This is a genomic window from Lysinibacillus sp. GW247-5R2A, from assembly GCF_059424475.1.
The window spans coordinates 36,626-55,709 of sequence record NZ_JBWKZL010000013.1 but is presented as its reverse complement, the minus strand read 5'-3'; the positions used below and the strand labels follow the sequence as shown (position 1 = coordinate 55,709).

At 38.5% G+C, this 19,084-nt stretch carries 23 protein-coding genes, 1 pseudogene, 1 riboswitch and 1 other annotated feature; of the genes and pseudogenes, 11 read left to right on the top strand and 13 right to left on the bottom strand.

The window, feature by feature from the left end; translation table 11 throughout:
* Positions 1 to 123: 123 nt before the first annotated feature.
* Positions 124 to 351 carry a YuzB family protein gene (locus AC07YC_RS18885; protein WP_008179127.1) on the bottom strand — a complete coding sequence of 76 codons (228 nt, stop codon included), beginning with the start codon at positions 349 to 351 and terminating at the stop codon, positions 124 to 126.
* Positions 352 to 588: 237 nt separating this feature from the next.
* Here AC07YC_RS18885 and AC07YC_RS18880 point away from each other — a divergent pair, with 237 nt between their 5' ends.
* Positions 589 to 1,239, top strand: coding sequence for an RsfA family transcriptional regulator (locus AC07YC_RS18880; protein ID WP_025115432.1), 651 nt, complete (start codon positions 589 to 591; stop codon positions 1,237 to 1,239).
* Between the two features lie 38 nt (positions 1,240 to 1,277).
* Here the strand turns inward: AC07YC_RS18880 and lipL are convergent, their stop codons facing one another.
* On the bottom strand, positions 1,278 to 2,114 hold the full coding sequence (gene lipL, locus AC07YC_RS18875; protein ID WP_336636594.1) for an octanoyl-[GcvH]:protein N-octanoyltransferase: 837 nt from the start codon (positions 2,112 to 2,114) through the stop codon (positions 1,278 to 1,280).
* Positions 2,115 to 2,269: 155 nt separating this feature from the next.
* On the opposite strand from lipL, the gene hemQ reads away from it, so the two are divergent.
* A complete protein-coding gene (hemQ, locus tag AC07YC_RS18870) occupies positions 2,270 to 3,019 on the top strand; it encodes a hydrogen peroxide-dependent heme synthase (protein ID WP_031418454.1) in 750 nt (249 codons plus the stop codon).
* Between the two features lie 43 nt (positions 3,020 to 3,062).
* On the opposite strand, the gene AC07YC_RS18865 is transcribed toward hemQ, so the two are convergent.
* Positions 3,063 to 3,245, bottom strand: a complete 183-nt coding sequence (locus tag AC07YC_RS18865; RefSeq protein WP_008176013.1) for a hypothetical protein — start codon at positions 3,243 to 3,245, stop codon at positions 3,063 to 3,065.
* Between the two features lie 159 nt (positions 3,246 to 3,404).
* Positions 3,405 to 3,575: a hypothetical protein gene (locus tag AC07YC_RS18860; RefSeq protein ID WP_008176015.1), complete on the bottom strand. Its 171-nt coding sequence runs from the start codon at positions 3,573 to 3,575 to the stop codon at positions 3,405 to 3,407.
* Positions 3,576 to 3,821: 246 nt separating this feature from the next.
* On the opposite strand from AC07YC_RS18860, the gene AC07YC_RS18855 reads away from it, so the two are divergent.
* Both AC07YC_RS18855 and gerQ read left to right on the top strand, forming a co-directional pair.
* Positions 3,822 to 4,247: a cell wall hydrolase gene (locus AC07YC_RS18855; RefSeq protein ID WP_036122931.1), complete on the top strand. Its 426-nt coding sequence runs from the start codon at positions 3,822 to 3,824 to the stop codon at positions 4,245 to 4,247.
* 22 nt (positions 4,248 to 4,269) lie between these two features.
* Entirely contained in the window at positions 4,270 to 4,605 is a 336-nt protein-coding gene (gene gerQ / locus AC07YC_RS18850; protein ID WP_008176019.1) for a spore coat protein GerQ, read from the top strand.
* A gap of 83 nt (positions 4,606 to 4,688) precedes the next feature.
* Here gerQ and AC07YC_RS18845 read toward each other — a convergent pair whose 3' ends face one another.
* The 5 genes from AC07YC_RS18845 to AC07YC_RS18825 form a co-directional block, all read right to left on the bottom strand.
* Positions 4,689 to 5,864 (bottom strand): amidohydrolase, encoded by a 1,176-nt coding sequence (locus AC07YC_RS18845; RefSeq protein WP_336636593.1) that lies wholly within the window; start codon positions 5,862 to 5,864, stop codon positions 4,689 to 4,691.
* Positions 5,865 to 6,019: 155 nt separating this feature from the next.
* Positions 6,020 to 6,400 carry a DUF423 domain-containing protein gene (locus tag AC07YC_RS18840; protein ID WP_336636592.1) on the bottom strand — a complete coding sequence of 127 codons (381 nt, stop codon included), beginning with the start codon at positions 6,398 to 6,400 and terminating at the stop codon, positions 6,020 to 6,022.
* Positions 6,401 to 6,427: 27 nt separating this feature from the next.
* On the bottom strand, positions 6,428 to 6,697 hold the full coding sequence (locus tag AC07YC_RS18835) for a YwdI family protein (protein WP_008176024.1): 270 nt from the start codon (positions 6,695 to 6,697) through the stop codon (positions 6,428 to 6,430).
* Entirely contained in the window at positions 6,694 to 6,873 is a 180-nt protein-coding gene (locus tag AC07YC_RS18830; RefSeq protein WP_008176026.1) for a hypothetical protein, read from the bottom strand. The genes AC07YC_RS18835 and AC07YC_RS18830 overlap by 4 nt, the downstream gene beginning before the upstream one ends.
* A gap of 75 nt (positions 6,874 to 6,948) precedes the next feature.
* Entirely contained in the window at positions 6,949 to 7,626 is a 678-nt protein-coding gene (locus tag AC07YC_RS18825) for a uracil-DNA glycosylase (protein WP_336636591.1), read from the bottom strand.
* A gap of 174 nt (positions 7,627 to 7,800) precedes the next feature.
* Here AC07YC_RS18825 and thiD point away from each other — a divergent pair, with 174 nt between their 5' ends.
* The 4 genes from thiD (at position 7,801) to bshB2 (ending at position 10,958) form a co-directional block, all read left to right on the top strand.
* Positions 7,801 to 8,631, top strand: coding sequence for a bifunctional hydroxymethylpyrimidine kinase/phosphomethylpyrimidine kinase (gene thiD, locus AC07YC_RS18820; protein ID WP_336636590.1), 831 nt, complete (start codon positions 7,801 to 7,803; stop codon positions 8,629 to 8,631).
* Between the two features lie 367 nt (positions 8,632 to 8,998).
* A complete protein-coding gene (locus AC07YC_RS18815; protein WP_336636589.1) occupies positions 8,999 to 9,280 on the top strand; it encodes a hypothetical protein in 282 nt (93 codons plus the stop codon).
* Between the two features lie 624 nt (positions 9,281 to 9,904).
* A complete protein-coding gene (locus tag AC07YC_RS18810; RefSeq protein ID WP_336636588.1) occupies positions 9,905 to 10,255 on the top strand; it encodes a YojF family protein in 351 nt (116 codons plus the stop codon).
* A gap of 13 nt (positions 10,256 to 10,268) precedes the next feature.
* Positions 10,269 to 10,958, top strand: a complete 690-nt coding sequence (bshB2, locus tag AC07YC_RS18805; RefSeq protein WP_336636587.1) for a bacillithiol biosynthesis deacetylase BshB2 — start codon at positions 10,269 to 10,271, stop codon at positions 10,956 to 10,958.
* Positions 10,959 to 11,069: 111 nt separating this feature from the next.
* On the opposite strand, the gene AC07YC_RS18800 is transcribed toward bshB2, so the two are convergent.
* Complete coding sequence (locus tag AC07YC_RS18800) at positions 11,070 to 11,813, bottom strand: TerC family protein (protein ID WP_025115444.1); 744 nt, start codon at positions 11,811 to 11,813, stop codon at positions 11,070 to 11,072.
* Between the two features lie 347 nt (positions 11,814 to 12,160).
* Here AC07YC_RS18800 and ilvA point away from each other — a divergent pair, with 347 nt between their 5' ends.
* On the top strand, positions 12,161 to 13,423 hold the full coding sequence (ilvA, locus tag AC07YC_RS18795) for a threonine ammonia-lyase IlvA (protein WP_336636586.1): 1,263 nt from the start codon (positions 12,161 to 12,163) through the stop codon (positions 13,421 to 13,423).
* 223 nt (positions 13,424 to 13,646) lie between these two features.
* Here the strand turns inward: ilvA and AC07YC_RS18790 are convergent, their stop codons facing one another.
* From AC07YC_RS18790 to AC07YC_RS18780, 3 genes are all read right to left on the bottom strand, one after another.
* Positions 13,647 to 14,441 carry an ABC transporter ATP-binding protein gene (locus tag AC07YC_RS18790; protein ID WP_336636584.1) on the bottom strand — a complete coding sequence of 265 codons (795 nt, stop codon included), beginning with the start codon at positions 14,439 to 14,441 and terminating at the stop codon, positions 13,647 to 13,649.
* The gene (locus tag AC07YC_RS18785) at positions 14,434 to 15,462 is read right to left on the bottom strand and encodes an ABC transporter permease (RefSeq protein WP_336636583.1); all 1,029 of its coding nucleotides are present in this window, start codon (positions 15,460 to 15,462) and stop codon (positions 14,434 to 14,436) included. Before AC07YC_RS18785 ends, AC07YC_RS18790 begins: the two co-directional genes overlap by 8 nt.
* A gap of 81 nt (positions 15,463 to 15,543) precedes the next feature.
* Entirely contained in the window at positions 15,544 to 16,566 is a 1,023-nt protein-coding gene (locus AC07YC_RS18780; RefSeq protein ID WP_494920141.1) for an ABC transporter substrate-binding protein, read from the bottom strand.
* 321 nt (positions 16,567 to 16,887) lie between these two features.
* Positions 16,888 to 16,932: riboswitch (PreQ1 riboswitch) on the top strand.
* Positions 16,933 to 16,938: 6 nt separating this feature from the next.
* Between AC07YC_RS18780 and AC07YC_RS18775 the strand changes: the two genes are divergently transcribed.
* Positions 16,939 to 17,424: a QueT transporter family protein gene (locus AC07YC_RS18775; RefSeq protein ID WP_494920140.1), complete on the top strand. Its 486-nt coding sequence runs from the start codon at positions 16,939 to 16,941 to the stop codon at positions 17,422 to 17,424.
* 66 nt (positions 17,425 to 17,490) lie between these two features.
* Positions 17,491 to 17,691: a binding site (T-box leader), on the top strand.
* Between the two features lie 58 nt (positions 17,692 to 17,749).
* Positions 17,750 to 18,913, top strand: a pseudogene (gene trpB / locus AC07YC_RS18770) (tryptophan synthase subunit beta).
* The last annotated feature ends 171 nt before the right edge of the window (positions 18,914 to 19,084 follow it).

The following is a 19,084-nucleotide window of genomic DNA, read 5'->3' as shown; positions in this document are numbered from 1 at the left end:
TTATTCACTTTTTTCTATAGATACTAACAACCTTTTTCGATCATATTCACAATTATTCTAAATGTCTATTGAATAAATGAACAAAAAAGCTTTCTCCAACAAGTAGAGACAGCTTTTCTCGTTTTACTTATTCTTTAATTTTGTTAAAACCTTTTCCATTAGTTCTTCTTCTGTTAATGCAGCAACAGGGCGGCTATTTACGAAGGTAAATGTTTTTTTGCGTCCTGGACCACAATAAGAATGACAGCCAATTTCGATGGTTGCATCAGGATCGATTTCCTTTAATTTTGGAATTAACGTTTTTAAGTTAACGGCCTGACATTCATCGCAAACTTTAAACTCGTTTGCCATTTTGTCAACAACCCTTTCTATATAGTATTTTTCAAAACAAAATCCGCCCGCTCTATGGAACGTATGACCTTCACATATTTAAGTATGCAGCATACGTACAAACCTACAACGGGTATTGTATCGTACTTTTCCCCTTCTATTCAAGCATAATTCCTTTCACATGGATGAATAAAAGGTTAAAAGATTGGTCATGCTAGTCTTAAATAATAAGTTCCAAAAAAGGTGGAGGTTTTTAATATGAGTAAAATCAGACAAGATGCTTGGTTAGAAGAAAATGATGAATTATTAGCAGAGGCGGTCATTCGCCACGTAACGGAGGGAAGCACACAGCTAAACGCTTTTGAAGAAGCTGGTGATGCGTTAAATCGTACAGCTGCAGCCTGTGGTTTCCGTTGGAATGCTGTTGTTCGTAAAGAATATGAAGAACAATTAGCAGAGGCTAAAAAAGAAAGAAAAGAAAGAATGCGAGTGTTAGGAGCTCCTGCAAGACGTCGCACTTCTAGTATGTTTACAGTAAATAGTAGTGCAGCAGAAGGAAAATCAATTCCGCTATCTGCTCTTTCTCTTGATATTGTTATAGCTTATTTACTACGTTTACAGCATTCTGGTGAAGTAGGCAATGAATCTTCAAAATGGAGACAGCTTGTTCATGTAACATCAGAGAAAAATAAAAAACTAGAGAAAACAATTACAAAGCTTGAAGAAGAAAACCGAGCAATCCGCAAAGATTACGAACAATTCGTTCAAATTATGAATCGTGCTAGAAGACTTGTTACATTAGATGAAGAGGAAGAACGTGTTGCACCTGTTTTTAAAATGGAGAAAAACGGAAATCTCGTAGTAAGTAGTTCTAATTTCCAGCCTGAAAATGGCGATGCGCTTAATTAGCAGCATCGCCTTTTTTTATGTGTATTAAATAGTAGTCTCTATTCATGCCGTTCTAGCATTTTGGCATTACGCTCAAAAACACGCTTTAAATAGAAGCCGTATAATGTTAACTCTTCGTCATGAAAAGATTCTGGATGTACTTTTCCACCTAAGTGGTGAAGGTATTGCTGTAGACGAATAACGACTGCCTCTACTGTTAAATATGGATCGACAAGCTCCGATAATGATGCCATGACTTCAGGAACGATTTGTGGATATGTAAATTTCGTCTCTTCCTGCTGTAAGCTTTTCTCGTAAAAATCTCGTATAAGGGCAGCACGCTGCGAGCCGCTACCTTCTATACATAAATAGATTTGTACCGCTACACCTTGGCGTAAACGTCTTTGTGAAATCCCTGCAAACTTTTTCCCTTCAATACTTAGATCATAGGAACCGGGGCAATATGAGCCTACTATTTCATAGGCTTCAATCTTCTTAGCTACCTCTGGAAATAAACCTTTGACAAGGTCGACCATTACATCATAGCCGTCATTTATGCTTAATGAATCCATTTGTTCAGATAATACAATGGAAATGTTTAGAACTCCTTCATCAAGGACAACAGCTAATCCACCTGAATTCCGAACGATAGGTTGATAACCTCTCGATTTTAGTAAATCCATTCCCTGCTGTACATATGGTAAACGATGATCTTGGATGCCAAGCACAACCGATGCCTCGTGAACCCATGTCCGAACAGTTGGTGGTGACACTAATTGTCCCACTAGCTGGCACAACGTATCATCAGTTGCAAAGGATTCTAATGGAGATCGCTGCTTTGCGCTAATTGATTGATCATAATAACGCCAAATTGGCTGCTGTAAAATACTTTTCATTTCGGTACTCCTCTAATTCCATCTCTTCTCTTTAGCATACATCATCTATAGTTGGTGTCAAATTCGTGAAAACCATTCATGAACTTAGGGATTTTGCACAAACTATGATAAACTAATTTTGAATAATATTCACTTATAAAGGAGTGTTTTCAATAATGAATGAAGCAGCAATTACGTTAGATGGATGGTACGCTTTACATGATTTTCGCTCAATTGATTGGGCTTCATGGAAGCTCGTTTCTGCAGAAGAACGTCAAGCAGCAGTAGAAGAATTTCTTGCTTATTTAGAGAAATTAAATGAAGCAGATATCGCTAAAACAGGTGCTCATGCCTTCTATGCAATCGTTGGTCAAAAGGCTGACTTTATGATTATGACATTGCGTGAAACAATGGACGAGCTACAAGAGCTTGAAGCAGAATTTAATAAATTAGCCATTGCTGATTTTACAATTCCTACATACTCTTATGTATCTGTTGTTGAGCTTTCAAACTATTTAGCTGGTGAATCAAATGAAGATCCATACCAAAATCCACATGTACGTGCACGTCTATACCCTGAGCTTCCTCGTTCTAAATATGTGTGCTTCTATCCTATGGATAAACGCCGTCAAGGGAATGATAACTGGTACATGCTATCAATGGATGAGCGCAAATCATTAATGCGTTCTCATGGTATGATTGGTCGAGGTTATGCTGGTAAAGTAAAGCAAATTATTACAGGCTCTGTTGGCTTTGATGATCACGAATGGGGCGTAACATTATTTGCTGATGACGTTTTACAATTCAAAAAGTTAGTGTACGAAATGCGCTTTGATGAAGTATCTGCCCGCTATGGTGAGTTTGGAGCATTCTTCGTCGGAAATCTACTTGATAACGATAAATTAGTTACATTCTTAACGGTTTAATACGTACATTAAAAAATGCGGGTCCCTAGTGAGGACTCGCATTTTAAATTTCATTTTCTTCCGCATTCTCAGCTTCAAATATTAAGATGATTGTATGAATAAAAAATCCGGTAAGAATCATCAAAAAGACCAAATACCAATTATACGGCTGATGATAGTATTCTGCTATCCCGACTGCCATAAAGGCACTAATAATTATTGCTACAAACATACTAAAAATACGCATTGTAACGCTCCTTCATGAAAGCAAAAATAAATTCAACCTTAGTATGTCTGTGAATATCGTTACTATACTGGCTAAGCAAAATTATCTATAAAATAAAAAAGTGCCATCCATCTGCGATGACACTTCCTTAATCATTGAATTTATTTTTTTCATATTTCCTCAAGAGCTTTCGTCCTTTACTTTTAAAATTAAGATGATCGTTTGAATAAAAAAACCAATCACTATTATTAAAATAAATAGATACCAATGGAGCGGCTGTCCATAATACTCCCCTAGTAAAAAGGCCAGCACCGCACTTAGTAATATCCCAAACCATACCCCTATTTCCATAAGTAATCACCTCACATGTACGGCCTACACATGCAATTCATTGATCTCCTATTCCCCTATTTATATCTTTTTCTATTTACCCAATATTTCATAAAAGTTATCTAATATGAGTGGCTTTTAGATTATTTTTTACGGACTTGTCGTTATTACTACTATATGCGTAGTACCTTTGTTGTGTGAATTTCTTTCTTCATAAAATTGAACATGTCTACAATACCATCATGCATATACTGACAGCGAGGAGGTATGAAAATCGCTGTTATTAAGACGAATGATGCCCAGACAGCCCTGCTAGCAAGGCTTATGCGTGCCGAGGCAGAGGGCGAAGGTGAGTTAGGCATGCTGATGGTTGGGAATGTTGGCGTTAATCGTGTAAGGGGTGATTGTTTAGATTTTGGTGATATTCGAACAATTGAACAGATGGTTTATCAGCGTCCAGGTGGCTTTGAAGCAACTCAAAAGAGTTATTTTTATCAACGAGCACGTGATCAAGATATCCGGTTAGCCAGAAGGGTGATTCAAGGTGAAAGATTTCACCCAGCTAACCGTTCCTTGTGGTTTTTCATGCCGGCGGGCGATTGTCCTGCACAATGGTATGGCCAATGGAATACAGGCAGATACAAATCTCATTGCTTCTTCTCGCCAACTGAAGAAGATTGTCCTCAAATTTAAAAAGAAAGTAGGTTGATTATTGATGATGCCTTATTATTGGACACCAACAACGCAACAACAAATGACTCCTCCTCCAGTCACAATCCCGACCGGACGACCACCAGGCCGCGAAGAGTCCTATATAGAAAATATTTTACGGTTGAATCGCGGAAAACCAGCTACCTTCCATTTTTCTTTTGAGCATGCAGTGGAACAAGGCAAAAACACAAAAACTGTGCGTGGTGTGGTAGAGGCTGCTGGGCGAGATCATGTTATCATTCGTGAACTTAAATCCAATCACCGCTTCTTATTCCCAATGATTTACTTCGATTTTGCTGAATATGATGAAGAAATGGCTTATTTTAATCAAAATCCATAATCGCTATATTGTATCTTAAAAATCCGCAATACTCTCACTGACAATAGTCGATGAGAGTATGCGGATTTTTAACTTGCGCTACATTAATATTCTTTTAAATATTCCAAGGTAGCTTTTCCTAAAGTTTTAGCAGCTATTAGCATTGCACGTTCATCAAAATTAAAGCGCGCGTGATGATGTGGATAAGCTGTTTCCCATTCTGGACTTTTCGCACCTGTGAAGAAGAATGTACCCGGTACTTTTTCTAAATAATACGCAAAATCCTCTCCAACCATAAACGGTGGACAAGTTTTCACTTGCTCTACACCTGGGACAGTTGACGCTAACTGTGCCACAAACTCCGTTTCTTTCTGATGGTTATACACAGGTGGATAACCTCTTGTATAACGGTATTCATAGCTTGCTCCAAAGGCTAGACAAGTGGCGTTTAGAACGGCTTCTAGCTCCTGCTCCATCTGTGTGCGCACATCTTCCTCAAAGGTGCGAATTGTGCCTGCCAATTTAACACGATCAGCAATCACATTAAACGGATTAATCGCCTCAAAATGACCAATTGTTAAAACGGCTGACTTTAATGGATCAATACGTCTTGAAATAAGTTGTTGTGCGTTGATTACAAACTGCGAGGCAAGAGTAACTGCATCAATGGAGTGATGTGGTTCGGCACCATGTCCACCCTTCCCTTGAATAGCAATTTCTACTTTGTCTGCAGCTGCCATAATGGCGCCATCTTTCACTAAAATTTCCCCTATCGGAGTGGGAGCCCATAGATGTGTACCAAAAATAACATCTACCCCATCTAAACACCCATCCTCTATCATCGGCTTGGCCCCACCTGGCGCCACCTCTTCAGCGTGCTGATGAATAAATATAATATTTCCTGTGATTTCAGATTTCATTTTATTGAGTGCCTTAGCTAATCCTAGTAATGTTGCTGTATGACCATCATGCCCACAAGCATGCATTTTACCCGCGACCTTTGATTTATAAGGTAAATCATTTTCCTCCTGGATCGCCAATGCATCAAAATCAGCCCGTAACGCCACTGTTTTTCCTGGACTCGCACCACGTAGAACGGCAACTACACCTCTTCCACCTACACCCTCACGAACCTCATGACCTAATTCTTTATGATAGGCTGCTATATAGGCTGGCGTCTCCACTTCCTCAAAGGATAATTCAGGATATTCGTGCAAGTGACGACGAATCCCTACCATCTCTTCATAATTCTCATCTATTAATGTAAATAGCTTTTCCATCCTACACAACCTCTCTTTTTGTATTTTCGAAATATTGCAAGTAATAGTAGTAGTGTACTATAAATTCTTACAAAAAGAATAGGATTTAAATCGTAATCTTACAAAATAAAGAAAAAACTCTCCTACAAATCATGTAAGAGAGTCCTAATTTTAAATTAACGAGCATGTTTTAAAGCCGATAAAATAATAAGTATCCATCCAATTATAAATAGTACACCACCAATTGGTGTAATCGCGCCCAATACTTTAATTCCACTAATCGCTAATACGTATAAGCTACCAGAAAAGAAGACAATCCCAAAATTGAAGAAAATCCCTGCCAAATTCAATTGCTTCACTTCACCAAATAATTTAGAACTCATTAATAGTCCGATTACTAACAAACCAGTAGCATGGAACATTTGATATTGAACAGCCGTCTCCCAAATCCCTTGACTATAATCATCTAAAATTTCCTTTAAAGCATGTGCACCAAATGCACCAAAGGCTACTGCTAATAGGCCATGGAGAGCCCCTGTCACGATAAATTTTTTCATTGCGCGTTACCCTACCTTTAATATTGATTAAAAATCAAAAATTGAATCACCATTGGCTCCATCTTCTTCAATTTTGGATGTAGATAAACTAGATGGCTTCATCTCTGATACAAGCATTTGTGGTAAATGCTTAGAAGGTGTTGTAATAGATGGTGTATTACTAGGAGAATCTAACACCACATCACATAGTGCTCGAATTGCTGTAAGAGCTTCGCGGATCTGCTGATCATTCCCTGCATTTTTTGCACCAGATAATTGTTTTTCAAGTTGTTGTATAACGGCTTGATAAGGAATCATTGCATTCTCCTACTTTCTACTTTTGGTACAAATTTCAAACATTCCATACCCGAGGATTGTTTCACGACAACGGATGGAATTTGTTTTGTTTTAAAGCCATATGCGACACAGGCACGTGGAGTTTGAGGGTCCCAGGTTACTTTAAAAAAATGACATTGAAAACAATTCGCCTTCATCGTTGTCCCTCTCTTTCATCTATCTTAACTGTATCACGATTTATGTAGTGTATAAAGTAAACGATTTGTGCCAATCTATGCTAAACACCAATCAATTGGTTGTTTACCCCATTCTACTAATTGTTGATTAATCTTTGAATACGGTTTACTCCCAAAGAAACCTCGATAAGCACTTAATGGGCTAGGATGTGGTGCTTCTAATATGACATGTGGCGTGTCATATTTACGTATCAACTGTTTTTTTCGTTGCGCAGGCTTACCCCACAGTACAAAAATAAGTGGTTCCTCTCTTGCAGCTAGCTTATCGATAACAGCATCAGTGAACTGCTCCCAACCTTGATCTTTATGGGAATTTGCCTGTCCAGCTCGCACAGTAAGAACTGTGTTCAAAAGCATAACCCCTTGTTCTGCCCACTTCGTCAAAGTTCCATCTTTAGGAATTGAACAGCCGAGATCATCTTGTAGCTCTTGTAGCATATTTCGTAAGCTAGGTGGATGCGGAATACCTGGCTTGACAGAAAAGCTTAAGCCATGTGCTTGATTAGGGCCATGATATGGGTCTTGTCCTAAAATAATGACCTTCACATGTTGATAGGCTGTTGTATAAAATGCATTCATTACATCCTGCATAGGAGGATAAATAGTGTGCGTTGAATATTCATTAGCAATAAATTGACGTAATGTGTGATAGTATGGTTTTTCTAACTCTGCTGCAAGTATTTCTTGCCAATCATTCGGGAATACTGGTTTCATCGTAATTTAAGCCCCTTTCTTTTCTTACAACGGTACAAAAAATCATTCATGAATTCAAGCCTCAGCTCAAACTGACCATATAAAAATATCAAATTCTGACTATTTTTATAGAATCAGAATAAGACTATACTAAATGGTAATTTTAACACTCTTAACAATAAAGGAGATCTTTTCATGACTCTAAAAAAAACATTAACAATTGCTGGTTCTGATACATCCGGCGGCGCAGGTATGCAGGCCGATCTTAAAACATTTCAAGAGCACGGTACATACGGTATGGTGGCTTTAACAGTTGTCGTAACAATGGACCCAAATGGTTGGACACATAATGTCACACCATTACCAACTGAACTTCTACAAAAACAAATTGATACTGCCCTTTCCACAGGAATTGATGCTATTAAAACAGGGATGCTATCTACGGAAGAAATTATTCGTCTTGCGGGAGAGGCTATTGCAAAATCCGGGACGACAAATGTTGTCATTGATCCTGTGATGGTTTGTAAAGGGGACGATGAAGTCCTAAATCCTGGCAACACAGATGCTATGGTACAACATCTTTTACCATTAGCAGCAGTCACAACACCTAATCTTTTTGAAGCTGGCCAATTGGCTGGGACAGGTACGCCCAAAACGATTGATGAGATGAAAACAGCCGCACGAAAAATCCACGAGCTTGGGGCTAAGGCTGTAGTCATTAAAGGTGGAAAAGCATTAGCTACAGAAAAAGCAACAGACCTATTCTTCGATGGAGAAGCATTTTACTTATTAGAATCCGAAAAAGTTGCTACCACTAATAACCACGGTGCAGGCTGTACTTTTGCAGCTTCTATCACTGCAAATCTCGCAAATGGATTGTCTGTTATGGATTCTGTTATTGAAGCAAAAGAGTTTGTATCCGCAGCCATTGCACATGGTTGGGCTCTTAACGACTATGTTGGTCCCGTCATGCATGGAGCAAAATCCCACTTTGGTGCTCCACAAATAACAGTCACTGAAATTTAACATTGAAAGGGATGTCTCTTAGATTATGGAGACATCCCTCTTTTACATATCATCCATTGGATGAGTCATGAATATAAGTTTGCCTAGAGCCGCTCCCCTATTGCTGCACAAGGGGGAATCAACGAAGGTTTCTTGTTTTCATCCAATGCTACGAAGGTTACTATCGTGATCACCTCAATTATGTTTACATCAATGCTCCCTCAAAATTATCCCTACCATCCTGAGTAAAAAATGAGTCTAATACCTAAATATTACAAACAAATAATGCGTTAGTTTCTAGAAATCCCGCTGAATACAGATAAAAAAATGGACAAGATACGTTAGGACTTCATCCCCCATATATTAGCTTTAGATGGGAGGGGAAAAGATGAAAAAACAAAAGGCAGAGAACTTAACCGAGGAATCAGGTTTATTGGCTGGAGAAATAACCTCGTCAAAAGTAGAAGTACTCGCTTCCATTGTCTTAACTCTCGGCTACTCATTATCCACCCTCGCCACAATAATGGCACTCCAGGAGGAAGAGGAACTAGCACAAGAAAAAAAGACCGAAAATGAAGATCAAAATCTTTATATGAGACAAATGTTTAAACAATTGCAAAGTGTCAATAATCGTTTAGAAACAATCGAAAGAAAACTAAATCGATACTAACAAATACATAGCCTATCCATAATCTCAATAAAAAACCGCGTTTCTCCGTCATAAAGAGAAACGCGGTTTTTTATTATACTATGATAATGAGCTTCATTCTTCTCCCTTATTCACACAGCACGATGTAAGATGCTGGAGGAACGTCATCTATTGTACCAAGATAGAATTCGTTTTCACCTAGTTATACCATCCTTCAGCATTTAGTGCTGTCTACACACGATTTTGGAAGAAGCTATGGTTACAATATCTTTTCAGGTGTGAAACCGTATACAAAACGACACATTTTGTACATATATTTTCACACCCCTTATATTGATACATTACAATAATTTTTTCAAGAATATTGCTCGCAAAGTCATCATAGATTAATAGTTAATGATTCACCCTCCCTAATTTAGTAGAAGATTTCCCACTCTGGAAGGTGGTGGATGAATCTGAATAAGCCTCTGTTTGAAGACACAGATTTTGAGTAGTCGTGGCGATGAGGCTCTTAAAAATCTTGGTGGCATGATGTGAAGGTATAAGTTTTCCAAATCATTAATTTGTACGTATGAAGCAATCAATTTCCCTTTGCTAATTTTTTTTACTATACTTAAAGGAGAAATGATCGAGAGGAGTGTTAAGATGCAAGAAGTACAAGTAGAGACGTTGCAAGAAGTACTAAATTCTTTCGCCAACAAAGACGTTTATATTCATCTTGAGACGACAAACGGATCTTATGCAGCACACTATGATGAAAAGTTCTTTAATGCAGGTGCCTTTATACGCAACGCAAAAATTAATTATGAACTTGCTAAAGTTGTAGACAAGACACCTCATCGTGTTGGGTTAAAATTACCTCATGGCTGGGTTTATGCACAAGGTATTACTCATTATGAATTAGATGATTTAGGCCGTTTATTAATGGCTGGTTTAGATTACTCTGGAAAATTGGCAATTGCGCTTGAAATAAGTGAAACGCCATTTACTTACTAAGGGGGACGACTCTTTGAATTTACAACCACAACGTCATATTTTAATTGTGTACCCTCACCCAGATGATGAGGCTTTTTCAGTTGCTGGGACGACTGCCTACTATACAAAAAAAATGAATACACCCGTTACATATGCCTGCTTAACATTAGGTGAAATGGGCCGTAATTTAGGTAACCCCCCATTTGCTACACGCGAATCATTACCAGATATACGTCGTAAAGAATTAATTGCAGCCGCAGAAGCAATGGGTATTCAAGATTTACGTATGATGGGTCTTCGTGATAAAACAATCGAATTTGAAGACGATGAGAAGATGGTAAAGCTGGTAGAAGGTTTAATTGAAGAGCTAATGCCTTCATTAATTATTACGTTCCTACCTGGTTTTGCGGTACATCCAGACCATGAAGCAACCGCGCGTGCTGTCGTTGAGGCTGTACGTCGTATGCCTAAGGCTGCACGTCCACAAGTATTTGGCTGTGCCTTCGCAAACGATACTATTGAAAAAAATGGCGAGCCTCATGTGGTCTATGATATTCGCGAAATGCGAATGGATAAATTACAAGCATTACAGGCACACGCATCACAAACTGGTTGGATGATGCAAGAAACAGAAAAACGCATTGATGATGGAGAACCGATGAGCGAAAGCTGGCTAAATGTTGAAAGATTCTACATTGTTGATCCTGATAAATATGTAAAATAAATAAAAGGTTCTGTCCTCTCATGATTGAACTGAACCCCGAATAGGTCCACTTTTTTTAAAGTGTCCACTATTCGGGGTTCAGTGCAAATTGGAGAACAGAGCCTCTTTTAATTAGGTAGATTTTACTTTATTTAGTTTATGCACGATAAACGTGATCGAAAAGGCAATTAATAAAAACAGGAAGAAAAAATAATGAGGTATATGAATATTAACAACACTTACTAACATTTTTAACCCTATAACCCCAATAATGATGAAAGCAGTCGCTTCTAGCTCAGGAATTTTTTCGATCATAATTAAAAATACACCCGCTATTGTTCTCATCATTAGGATTCCTAACATACCTCCAATTAGAAGCACCCATACTTGATCTGAAATAGCAAAGGCGGCAAATATTGAATCAATGGAAAAAGCAATATCCATCAGCTCTACAGAAATAACTGTTGCCCAAAAGGTCCCAAAAAAACGAACCATCAAGCCAGATTTTTTTACCACCTTCACACTATCCTCATTTCCGATTTGAAGGAAATGAGCGATACAGAGCCATCCTAAATACAACGCACCTAATACTTTAATAAACCAAAACTCTACAAGATAAACTCCTATTCCAATAAATAAAAATCTGAAAAAATAGGCTCCTAGCATCCCATACATTAAAGCTCGTTTTCGTTGCTTATCTGGCAAATGTTTGACAAGTACTGCTAATACAAGTGCATTATCCGCTGACAACAATCCTTCTATAATAATTAATGAAAATATTAGTCCCCATGATACAGGATCCACTAATACTTCCTGCCACATTGCCCAATCGAAAAACTGGCTATATGTAGATAGAATTCCTTGAATGATTTCCACTGCTTACCCTCCCACTTGTCCTAAGCTAATCTAGTATATGCTTGACCAATTTTGATATGAAAGTTGTATTTTTTTGATCAGTGGTGCCTCCGTATAATCGCGTCTAGACCTCTAAAAAACGATTTCCTTTACACCTAATTCGTTGGAGGAAATGGTCCATAAAAGTGGGACTTCCCTATGTTTAACGCTTCATTTTCCATACACAAAGTAAGGTGTATAAAGATAAAACGCTTACATTATAAAACAGACACGGAAAATTTAGAATTTACTAAAAATTAAGTCCAAAAAGCAAAAAAAGTATGCTATCATAGATAAATGTTTTAAACGTAAAACGGAGGATGAATACTATGGAAGTTGCTGATACTAGAACCGTGCAAGTGGAGAATGTCCTCATTGCACACCATTTTTTAAAAGACGTAGTTGTGCATACACCTCTACAAAGAAACGACTATTTATCAGAAAAATATGGCTCAAATATTTATTTTAAACGTGAGGATTTACAACATGTACGCTCATTCAAGCTTCGTGGCGCCTATTATAAAATTAAAAAAATCGAGGATGAAGCGCGCAATGTTGGCGTTGTTTGCGCCAGCGCAGGGAACCACGCACAAGGTGTAGCTTATGCCTGTGCCCAATTAAAAATCCAAGCTAGCATTTTTATGCCTCAAACTACACCGAAGCAAAAAATAGACCAAGTGCGTATGTTTGGTCGTGAGTATGTGGAGATTATTTTAGCGGGTGACACGTTCGATGACTCTGCTGAAAGTGCACTAAGTTTCTGTGAAGAACAAGGTAAAATTTTCATTCACCCATTTGATGATTTCGATGTTATTGCTGGGCAAGGAACTGTGGCGGTAGAAATCATGAATGATATGGAAGAGCCCATCGACTACGTATTCGGCAGTATCGGTGGTGGTGGCTTAATGTCTGGTGTTTCTGCCTATATTAAAAACCTTTCCCCATCTAGCAAAATTATAGGTGTAGAGCCTGCCGGTGCTGGCAGTATGAAGGCCGCGTTTGCTGAAGGTGGGACAGTTGCTCTTGATTGGATTGATAAATTCGTCGATGGAGCTGCCGTAAAGTGTGTTGGTCATCATACTTATGATGTTTGTCGCCGTTATTTAGACGACATTATTCTTGTACCTGAGGGAAAAGTATGTACAACCATTTTAGATTTGTACAATAAACATGCGATTATTGCTGAGCCTGCTGGTGCATTGTCAGTCGCAGCTCTTGATTTTTATAAAGAAGAAATCAAAGGAAAGTCTGTTGTCGTTATCATTAGTGGTGGGAATAACGATATTGGACGTATGCAGGAAATTAAAGAAAAGTCTCTTATTCATGAAGGCTTACTTTACTACTTCATCGTCAGCTTCCCTCAACGGGCAGGCGCTCTTCGTCAATTCCTTACTAGCGTGCTTGGACCTAATGATGATATTACAACCTTTGAATATACTAAGAAAAACAATAAGGAAAGCGGTCCTGCTCTAGTCGGCATCGAACTTGGCGATCGATCAGATTACGAGGGGTTACTAGCGAGAATGAACGAATTTGGCTTCAACTATAAAGAAGTTAACAATGATCTTCAGCTATTTGGCCTACTCGTGTAAATGAAAGAGTCTCACTTTTATCTAGTGAGGCTTTTTCTATGTTTAAATATTTGATTTCAGAGTCACCTCAACAGCATCTTTCTCAACCATTTTTACAGATGAACGGTGCAAGGGAGGCAGCTCGACCCTCACATCATTGTAAATGAAAAAACTATAGGCAAACCCAAATGTCATTGAGTTTGCCTACAATCTGATATTCATACGAATGGTGAACGATATACCTCTATCCTAATAAAGCACGGTCCGAATTCATTTTTTCTCCACGAATGCGTTCAAACTCAGCCATTAAATCAGGTATCGTTAATTCATGCTTACGATCTTCCCCAACTTCTAAAATAATTTGACCTTTATCCATCATAATTAGGCGATTCCCTAAATCTAAAGCCTGTTGCATATTATGAGTAACCATCAATGTCGTTAACTGATCTTTTTCTACTAAATACTTTGTAATACGGGTGATCAATTCAGCACGTGATGGATCAAGCGCAGCCGTATGCTCATCTAACAATAATATAGATGGTTTTGTAAAAGTGGCCATTAACAGAGACAAAGCTTGACGTTCCCCTCCGGAAAGTAAGCCAACCTTTGCAGAAAGGCGGTTTTCTAAATTTAATCCAAGCATCTCTAACGATTCAATAAAAAACTCACGACGTTTTTTGTCTACTCCTCTTCGTAATCCTCTACTCTTATTACGGGAATAGGCTAGTGCCAAATTCTCCTCAATCGTCATAGCAGGTGCTGTCCCCGCCATTGGATCCTGGAAAACACGACCTATAAATTGCGAGCGCCTATACTCAGGCAAATAAGTAACATTGTTACCATCAATCGAAACCGTGCCGAAATCAGGTGTTAAGGCGCCAGAAATCATATTCATCATCGTTGACTTACCTGCCCCATTACTCCCAATAATAGTGACAAAATCACCAGGCGTTAAATGTAGGTTAATTTCTGCTAGAGCGATCTTTTCATCCGGTGTCCCTTCATTGAACACCTTATTTATACCGTGTAATTTAAGCAAGGCCTTTACCTCCTTGCTCTACTGGTTTGATTTGCATAAGTTCGGCAGCCCGTTTAGCCTTACGCTTACGTTCCTTACGCTTGTTAATCAATTGAGGCAAGATCAACGCCAAAATGACGATAATAGCTGTAATTAATTTCATATCTCCTGAATCCAGGAAATCTACACGTAATGCTAACGCTAAAATAATACGATAAATAATAGCTCCAGCGATGACTGCAAAAGTGGTACGAATAATGGTCTTTGTACCAAAAATTGCTTCCCCGATAATGACAGATGCAAGCCCGATCACAATCATACCAATTCCCATACTTACATCAGCGAACTTCGAATATTGTGCGATTAAAGCTCCAGAAAATGCGACAAGTGCGTTGGAAAGTCCTAGCCCTAAAATAATGAGTGTATCTGTATTGGCTGAGAAGCTGCGAATCATTCGTTTATTATCACCAGTAGCCCGAATAGCAAGCCCAACCTCTGTTTTTAAGAACCAATCTGCCACTAATTTGATTAAAATGGTAATAATTACGATGACAATTAGTACACTCCAAGTGCCTGGTACTTGCTGAATCCCCATACCTTTTAATAGGCTGTTGAGAGCATCATCTATCCCTAAATTACTCCAAAACGCTTGAAACTTTGAAAATATCGTTTCAGAGTTTAGTAATGGAATATTTGGACGACCTATCGTATTTTCTGCAGTTAACCCCATAATTCGTAGGTTAATCGAATATAAGGCAATCATCATTAAAATCCCTGATAATAGTGGGTTTATCTTCCCTTTTGTGTGAAGGATTCCTGTCATACATCCAGCAATAAATCCAGCAACAATTGCCACTAAAGTCGCTAAGATTGGGTGGTAGCCAAGCAAAACCATTGTTGCCGCTGTTGCCGCCCCTGTTACAAAGCTTCCATCAACCGTTAAATCCGGAAAATCTAACACCCGAAATGTTAAATATACACCGAGTGCCATAATTGCATAGATGATTCCTTGCTCCACTGCGCCAAATAATGCTAAAAACATCGTTGAATCATCTCCTAAATCTCTTTATTATTCTACTGCTGGTAAATGAAGATAAAGCGGGGATGGTTCCCCCGCTTCAAGTTATTTTTCGAGAAGTTCAGCACCCCAAGAATCTTTAATTTCAATCCCTAAATCATCTGCTACTTTTTTATTAATTAATAGCTTTAGATTTTGTGGATATTGCGCTGGCGTTTCAGCAGGTGTTGCTTCACCTTTTAAAATTTTCACTGCCATTTGCCCAGCCTCATACCCAATATCGGAATATTCAAAACCATACGCAGCCAAACCGCCTCGCGCCACAGAGTCAAGCTCCCCTACTATTAAAGGCAATTTATTGGCATTTGCTACATCGATGACAGACTCTAAAGCAGAGACTACTGTATTGTCTGTAATAATATAAAATGCATCGACTTTACCGATTAAAGATTCAGTTGCTTGTTTTACCTCTGCAGAAGTTGCAGCTGATGCCTCTTTAACCACAAGACCTTGCTCAGCCATTACTTTTTTTACTTCTTTCACCTGTGCTACAGAATTTTGCTCACCTGCGTTGTAGACCATACCAACGTTTTTAGCACCTAGCTCTTTTAAAAATGCCACCGTTTTAGAAATCGTTTCAGGATGTAAATCAATAGTACCTGTAACATTTTTCCCTGGCTTCTCCATTGATTCTATGAGCTGAGCACCTACTGCATCTGTTACAGAAGTAAAGATAATTGGAATATCACCTGTTGCTGTTGCCGCGGCCTGTGCAGAAGGTGTAGAGTTAGCAAATATTAAATCTACGTTCGCACTTACTAGATTGTTAGCAATCGTTGTGTTAAGACTATTATCGCCTTGTGCAATTTGTGGATCATACTCAACTTTTAAACCTGCATCTTCAATCGCCTTTTTAAAGCCTTCCGTCGCTGCATTTAACGATGGATGCTCTACAATTTGCGTAATTCCGATTTTATATGTTTTATCATCTGCGTTCCCGCTGTCACTGGCGTTATTCGTTTCGTTCCCCTTTGATTCTGTTGAACTAGTCCCACCACTACCACAAGCAGCAAGTAGTAATACTAATCCAAAGAGTAGGAATGAAAGCTTTTTGACATTGCTCTTCACCATTAATCCCCCCGATTAAGTTCTTGAATAACTGTCACACTTTATCCAAACAAAGTGTGAATGTATCGCTATATTATCGTTATTATTGAGCTCCGTCAACAACATTATGAATGTTCTGACTTTTGTATTTCGCAAAAAATTTTAGCATTTCATTTAATTTGGCGCTTTAAACCGCTAAACTACGCTATTTACGATATTGGATTCCTTTTTAAAAAATAGTAAAAAATATTTATGACAATTTTGCGAATTTAGTCATATTGACAAAAAGTCTGACATTTGACTTCTGCTAGATATGTATAATAAAATATTGACTTGTGTGAAAGCAACGTGGTTCGTAACCATCCCACGAAAAAAAACTAGGGAGAAATGAATATGAAGATAAAATTTTTAGCAGCAAGTGGTATTATTGCAGCTCTTTACATTGCTGTGACGATGCTTGTTGCACCATTTGGCTTTACAGAGGTGCAGTTCCGTGTATCTGAAATTTTCAACCATTTAGTGGCCTTTAATCCACGCTTTGCCGTTGGTATCATAATAGGGGTATTTATTTCTAATATCTTTTCACCACTCGGTATCTACGACTTAATATTTGGTGTTGGACATTCTATAATTACATTGGGTTTGTTCATTTTGATCTGTAAATTTGTTAAAAATATTTGGGCACGTTTAATCATCAATACACTTTTATTTACATGCACCATGTTTATAATCGCGTTTGAATTGAATTTAGCCTTAGAGCTACCATTCTTTTGGACTTGGCTCACTGTGGCAGCAGGTGAATTCGTTGTCTTAGCGGTTGGTGCACCTATAATGTATATACTAAATAAACGCCTTCATTTTAAAGAAATGATTGAATAGACGAGTCTTACGAGATTCGTCTTTTTTTCTTGACAATATTCTGAAAACATTCTACAATTCTTTCTAATAAATGCGAAAAAGAAGAATAGTAGCAAGCATAGTTACTCTAAAGAGAGCTGGTGGTCGGTGTAAACCAGTAGTACGTACTTGTGAATGGACTTCAGAGCAGCCTTATCCAATGTCAGGCCGACTTACTCCCCGTTATCGGAGTTAGAAAGCGCGCATATATTGCGAATAAAGGTGGCACCACGGTTACTCGTCCTTTTCACGAAGGAATGGAGTGCCTTTTTTTATGAAAAAATGAGCATAGAGGAGTCGAGGAAAGATGAGTACAGTAGTAGAGAACAAGGGATATTTTGGAGAATTTGGTGGTAGCTTCGTTCCAAAGGAGCTTCAGCATGTATTAACTATTTTGGATGAAAATTTTCAAAAATATAAAGAGGATGAAGACTTTAATAATGAATTGAATTATTATTTCCATGAATATGTCGGACGCAAATCCCCTCTTTATTTTGCAGAAAATTTAACGCAGCAATTGGCTGGCGCAAAGATTTATTTAAAGCGTGAGGATCTTAACCATACAGGCTCACATAAAATCAATAATGTCTTGGGCCAAATTTTATTGGCAAAACGTATGGGAGCAAATCGTGTTATTGCTGAAACTGGTGCAGGACAACACGGTGTGGCAACCGCTACTGCCTGTGCCATGTTTGGAATAGATTGTACTATTTATATGGGGTTAGAGGATACTAAACGTCAGGCATTAAATGTATTTCGTATGGAGCTCCTTGGTGCAAAGGTTGTAGCTGTTGATAAGGGGCAAGGACGTTTAAAGGATGCTGTTGATGAAGCCTTTGCGGATTTGGTCGAAAACTATGAAACGACATTTTATTAATTGGGCTCTGCTGTTGGGCCACACCCATTCCCTTCAATGGTTAAACATTTCCAATCTGTTATTAGCCGCGAAAGCCGTGAACAAATTTTGGAGAAAGAAGGAAAACTACCAACAGCTGTCTTAGCTTGTGTCGGTGGTGGAAGTAATGCTATAGGGGCATTCGCAGAGTATATTGCTGATGAAAATGTTCGTCTTATCGGAATAGAGCCAGATCAAGCTGCTACACTTAACGAGGGAACTCCTGGAGAGCTTCATGGCTTCAAATGTTTAGTGCTACAGGATGCAGAGGGAAATCCTCTACCAACATACTCCATTGCCGCAGGTTTAGATTACCCAGGTGCAGGACCTGAACACAGTCACTTAAAAACAATTGGTCGTGCAGAGTATGTTACTGTGACAAATGAAGAAGTTCTAGAGGCATTTCAGGTGCTCTCGAAGGTAGAAGGTATTATTCCTGCGCTTGAAAGCTCTCATGCAGTTGCCCATGCACTAAAACTAGCGCCCACTCTTACAGCTGAAGAAATTATTATCATTAATATCTCAGGTCGTGGCGATAAGGACGTTGAGCAAGTTTTTCATATGTTAAATAAATAATTCACACATGAAAGAGCGATTTCCTAAATTGGAAATCGCTCTTAACCTTACACTAATGATGTAATGTCTGCTGATCTTAGAACACAAGTATAAACGAACCTATTCCAATAAGAATATATATCCCCCATGTATTTCATAAAAAAACGGATGAAGTCTATCACTTCATCCGTT

Excerpts from the sequence above, each read along its gene's own strand:
- AC07YC_RS18885 (WP_008179127.1), bottom strand. The coding sequence starts at position 351 with ATGGCAAACGAGTTTAAAGTTTGCGATGAATGTCAGGCCGTTAACTTA.
- AC07YC_RS18880 (WP_025115432.1), top strand. The coding sequence starts at position 589 with ATGAGTAAAATCAGACAAGATGCTTGGTTAGAAGAAAATGATGAATTA.
- lipL (WP_336636594.1), bottom strand. The coding sequence starts at position 2,114 with ATGAAAAGTATTTTACAGCAGCCAATTTGGCGTTATTATGATCAATCA.
- hemQ (WP_031418454.1), top strand. The coding sequence starts at position 2,270 with ATGAATGAAGCAGCAATTACGTTAGATGGATGGTACGCTTTACATGAT.
- AC07YC_RS18865 (WP_008176013.1), bottom strand. The coding sequence starts at position 3,245 with ATGCGTATTTTTAGTATGTTTGTAGCAATAATTATTAGTGCCTTTATG.
- AC07YC_RS18860 (WP_008176015.1), bottom strand. The coding sequence starts at position 3,575 with ATGGAAATAGGGGTATGGTTTGGGATATTACTAAGTGCGGTGCTGGCC.
- AC07YC_RS18855 (WP_036122931.1), top strand. The coding sequence starts at position 3,822 with ATGAAAATCGCTGTTATTAAGACGAATGATGCCCAGACAGCCCTGCTA.
- gerQ (WP_008176019.1), top strand. The coding sequence starts at position 4,270 with ATGATGCCTTATTATTGGACACCAACAACGCAACAACAAATGACTCCT.
- AC07YC_RS18845 (WP_336636593.1), bottom strand. The coding sequence starts at position 5,864 with ATGGAAAAGCTATTTACATTAATAGATGAGAATTATGAAGAGATGGTA.
- AC07YC_RS18840 (WP_336636592.1), bottom strand. The coding sequence starts at position 6,400 with ATGAAAAAATTTATCGTGACAGGGGCTCTCCATGGCCTATTAGCAGTA.
- AC07YC_RS18835 (WP_008176024.1), bottom strand. The coding sequence starts at position 6,697 with ATGATTCCTTATCAAGCCGTTATACAACAACTTGAAAAACAATTATCT.
- AC07YC_RS18830 (WP_008176026.1), bottom strand. The coding sequence starts at position 6,873 with ATGAAGGCGAATTGTTTTCAATGTCATTTTTTTAAAGTAACCTGGGAC.
- AC07YC_RS18825 (WP_336636591.1), bottom strand. The coding sequence starts at position 7,626 with ATGAAACCAGTATTCCCGAATGATTGGCAAGAAATACTTGCAGCAGAG.
- thiD (WP_336636590.1), top strand. The coding sequence starts at position 7,801 with ATGACTCTAAAAAAAACATTAACAATTGCTGGTTCTGATACATCCGGC.
- AC07YC_RS18815 (WP_336636589.1), top strand. The coding sequence starts at position 8,999 with ATGAAAAAACAAAAGGCAGAGAACTTAACCGAGGAATCAGGTTTATTG.
- AC07YC_RS18810 (WP_336636588.1), top strand. The coding sequence starts at position 9,905 with ATGCAAGAAGTACAAGTAGAGACGTTGCAAGAAGTACTAAATTCTTTC.
- ilvA (WP_336636586.1), top strand. The coding sequence starts at position 12,161 with ATGGAAGTTGCTGATACTAGAACCGTGCAAGTGGAGAATGTCCTCATT.
- AC07YC_RS18785 (WP_336636583.1), bottom strand. The coding sequence starts at position 15,462 with ATGTTTTTAGCATTATTTGGCGCAGTGGAGCAAGGAATCATCTATGCA.
- AC07YC_RS18775 (WP_494920140.1), top strand. The coding sequence starts at position 16,939 with ATGAAGATAAAATTTTTAGCAGCAAGTGGTATTATTGCAGCTCTTTAC.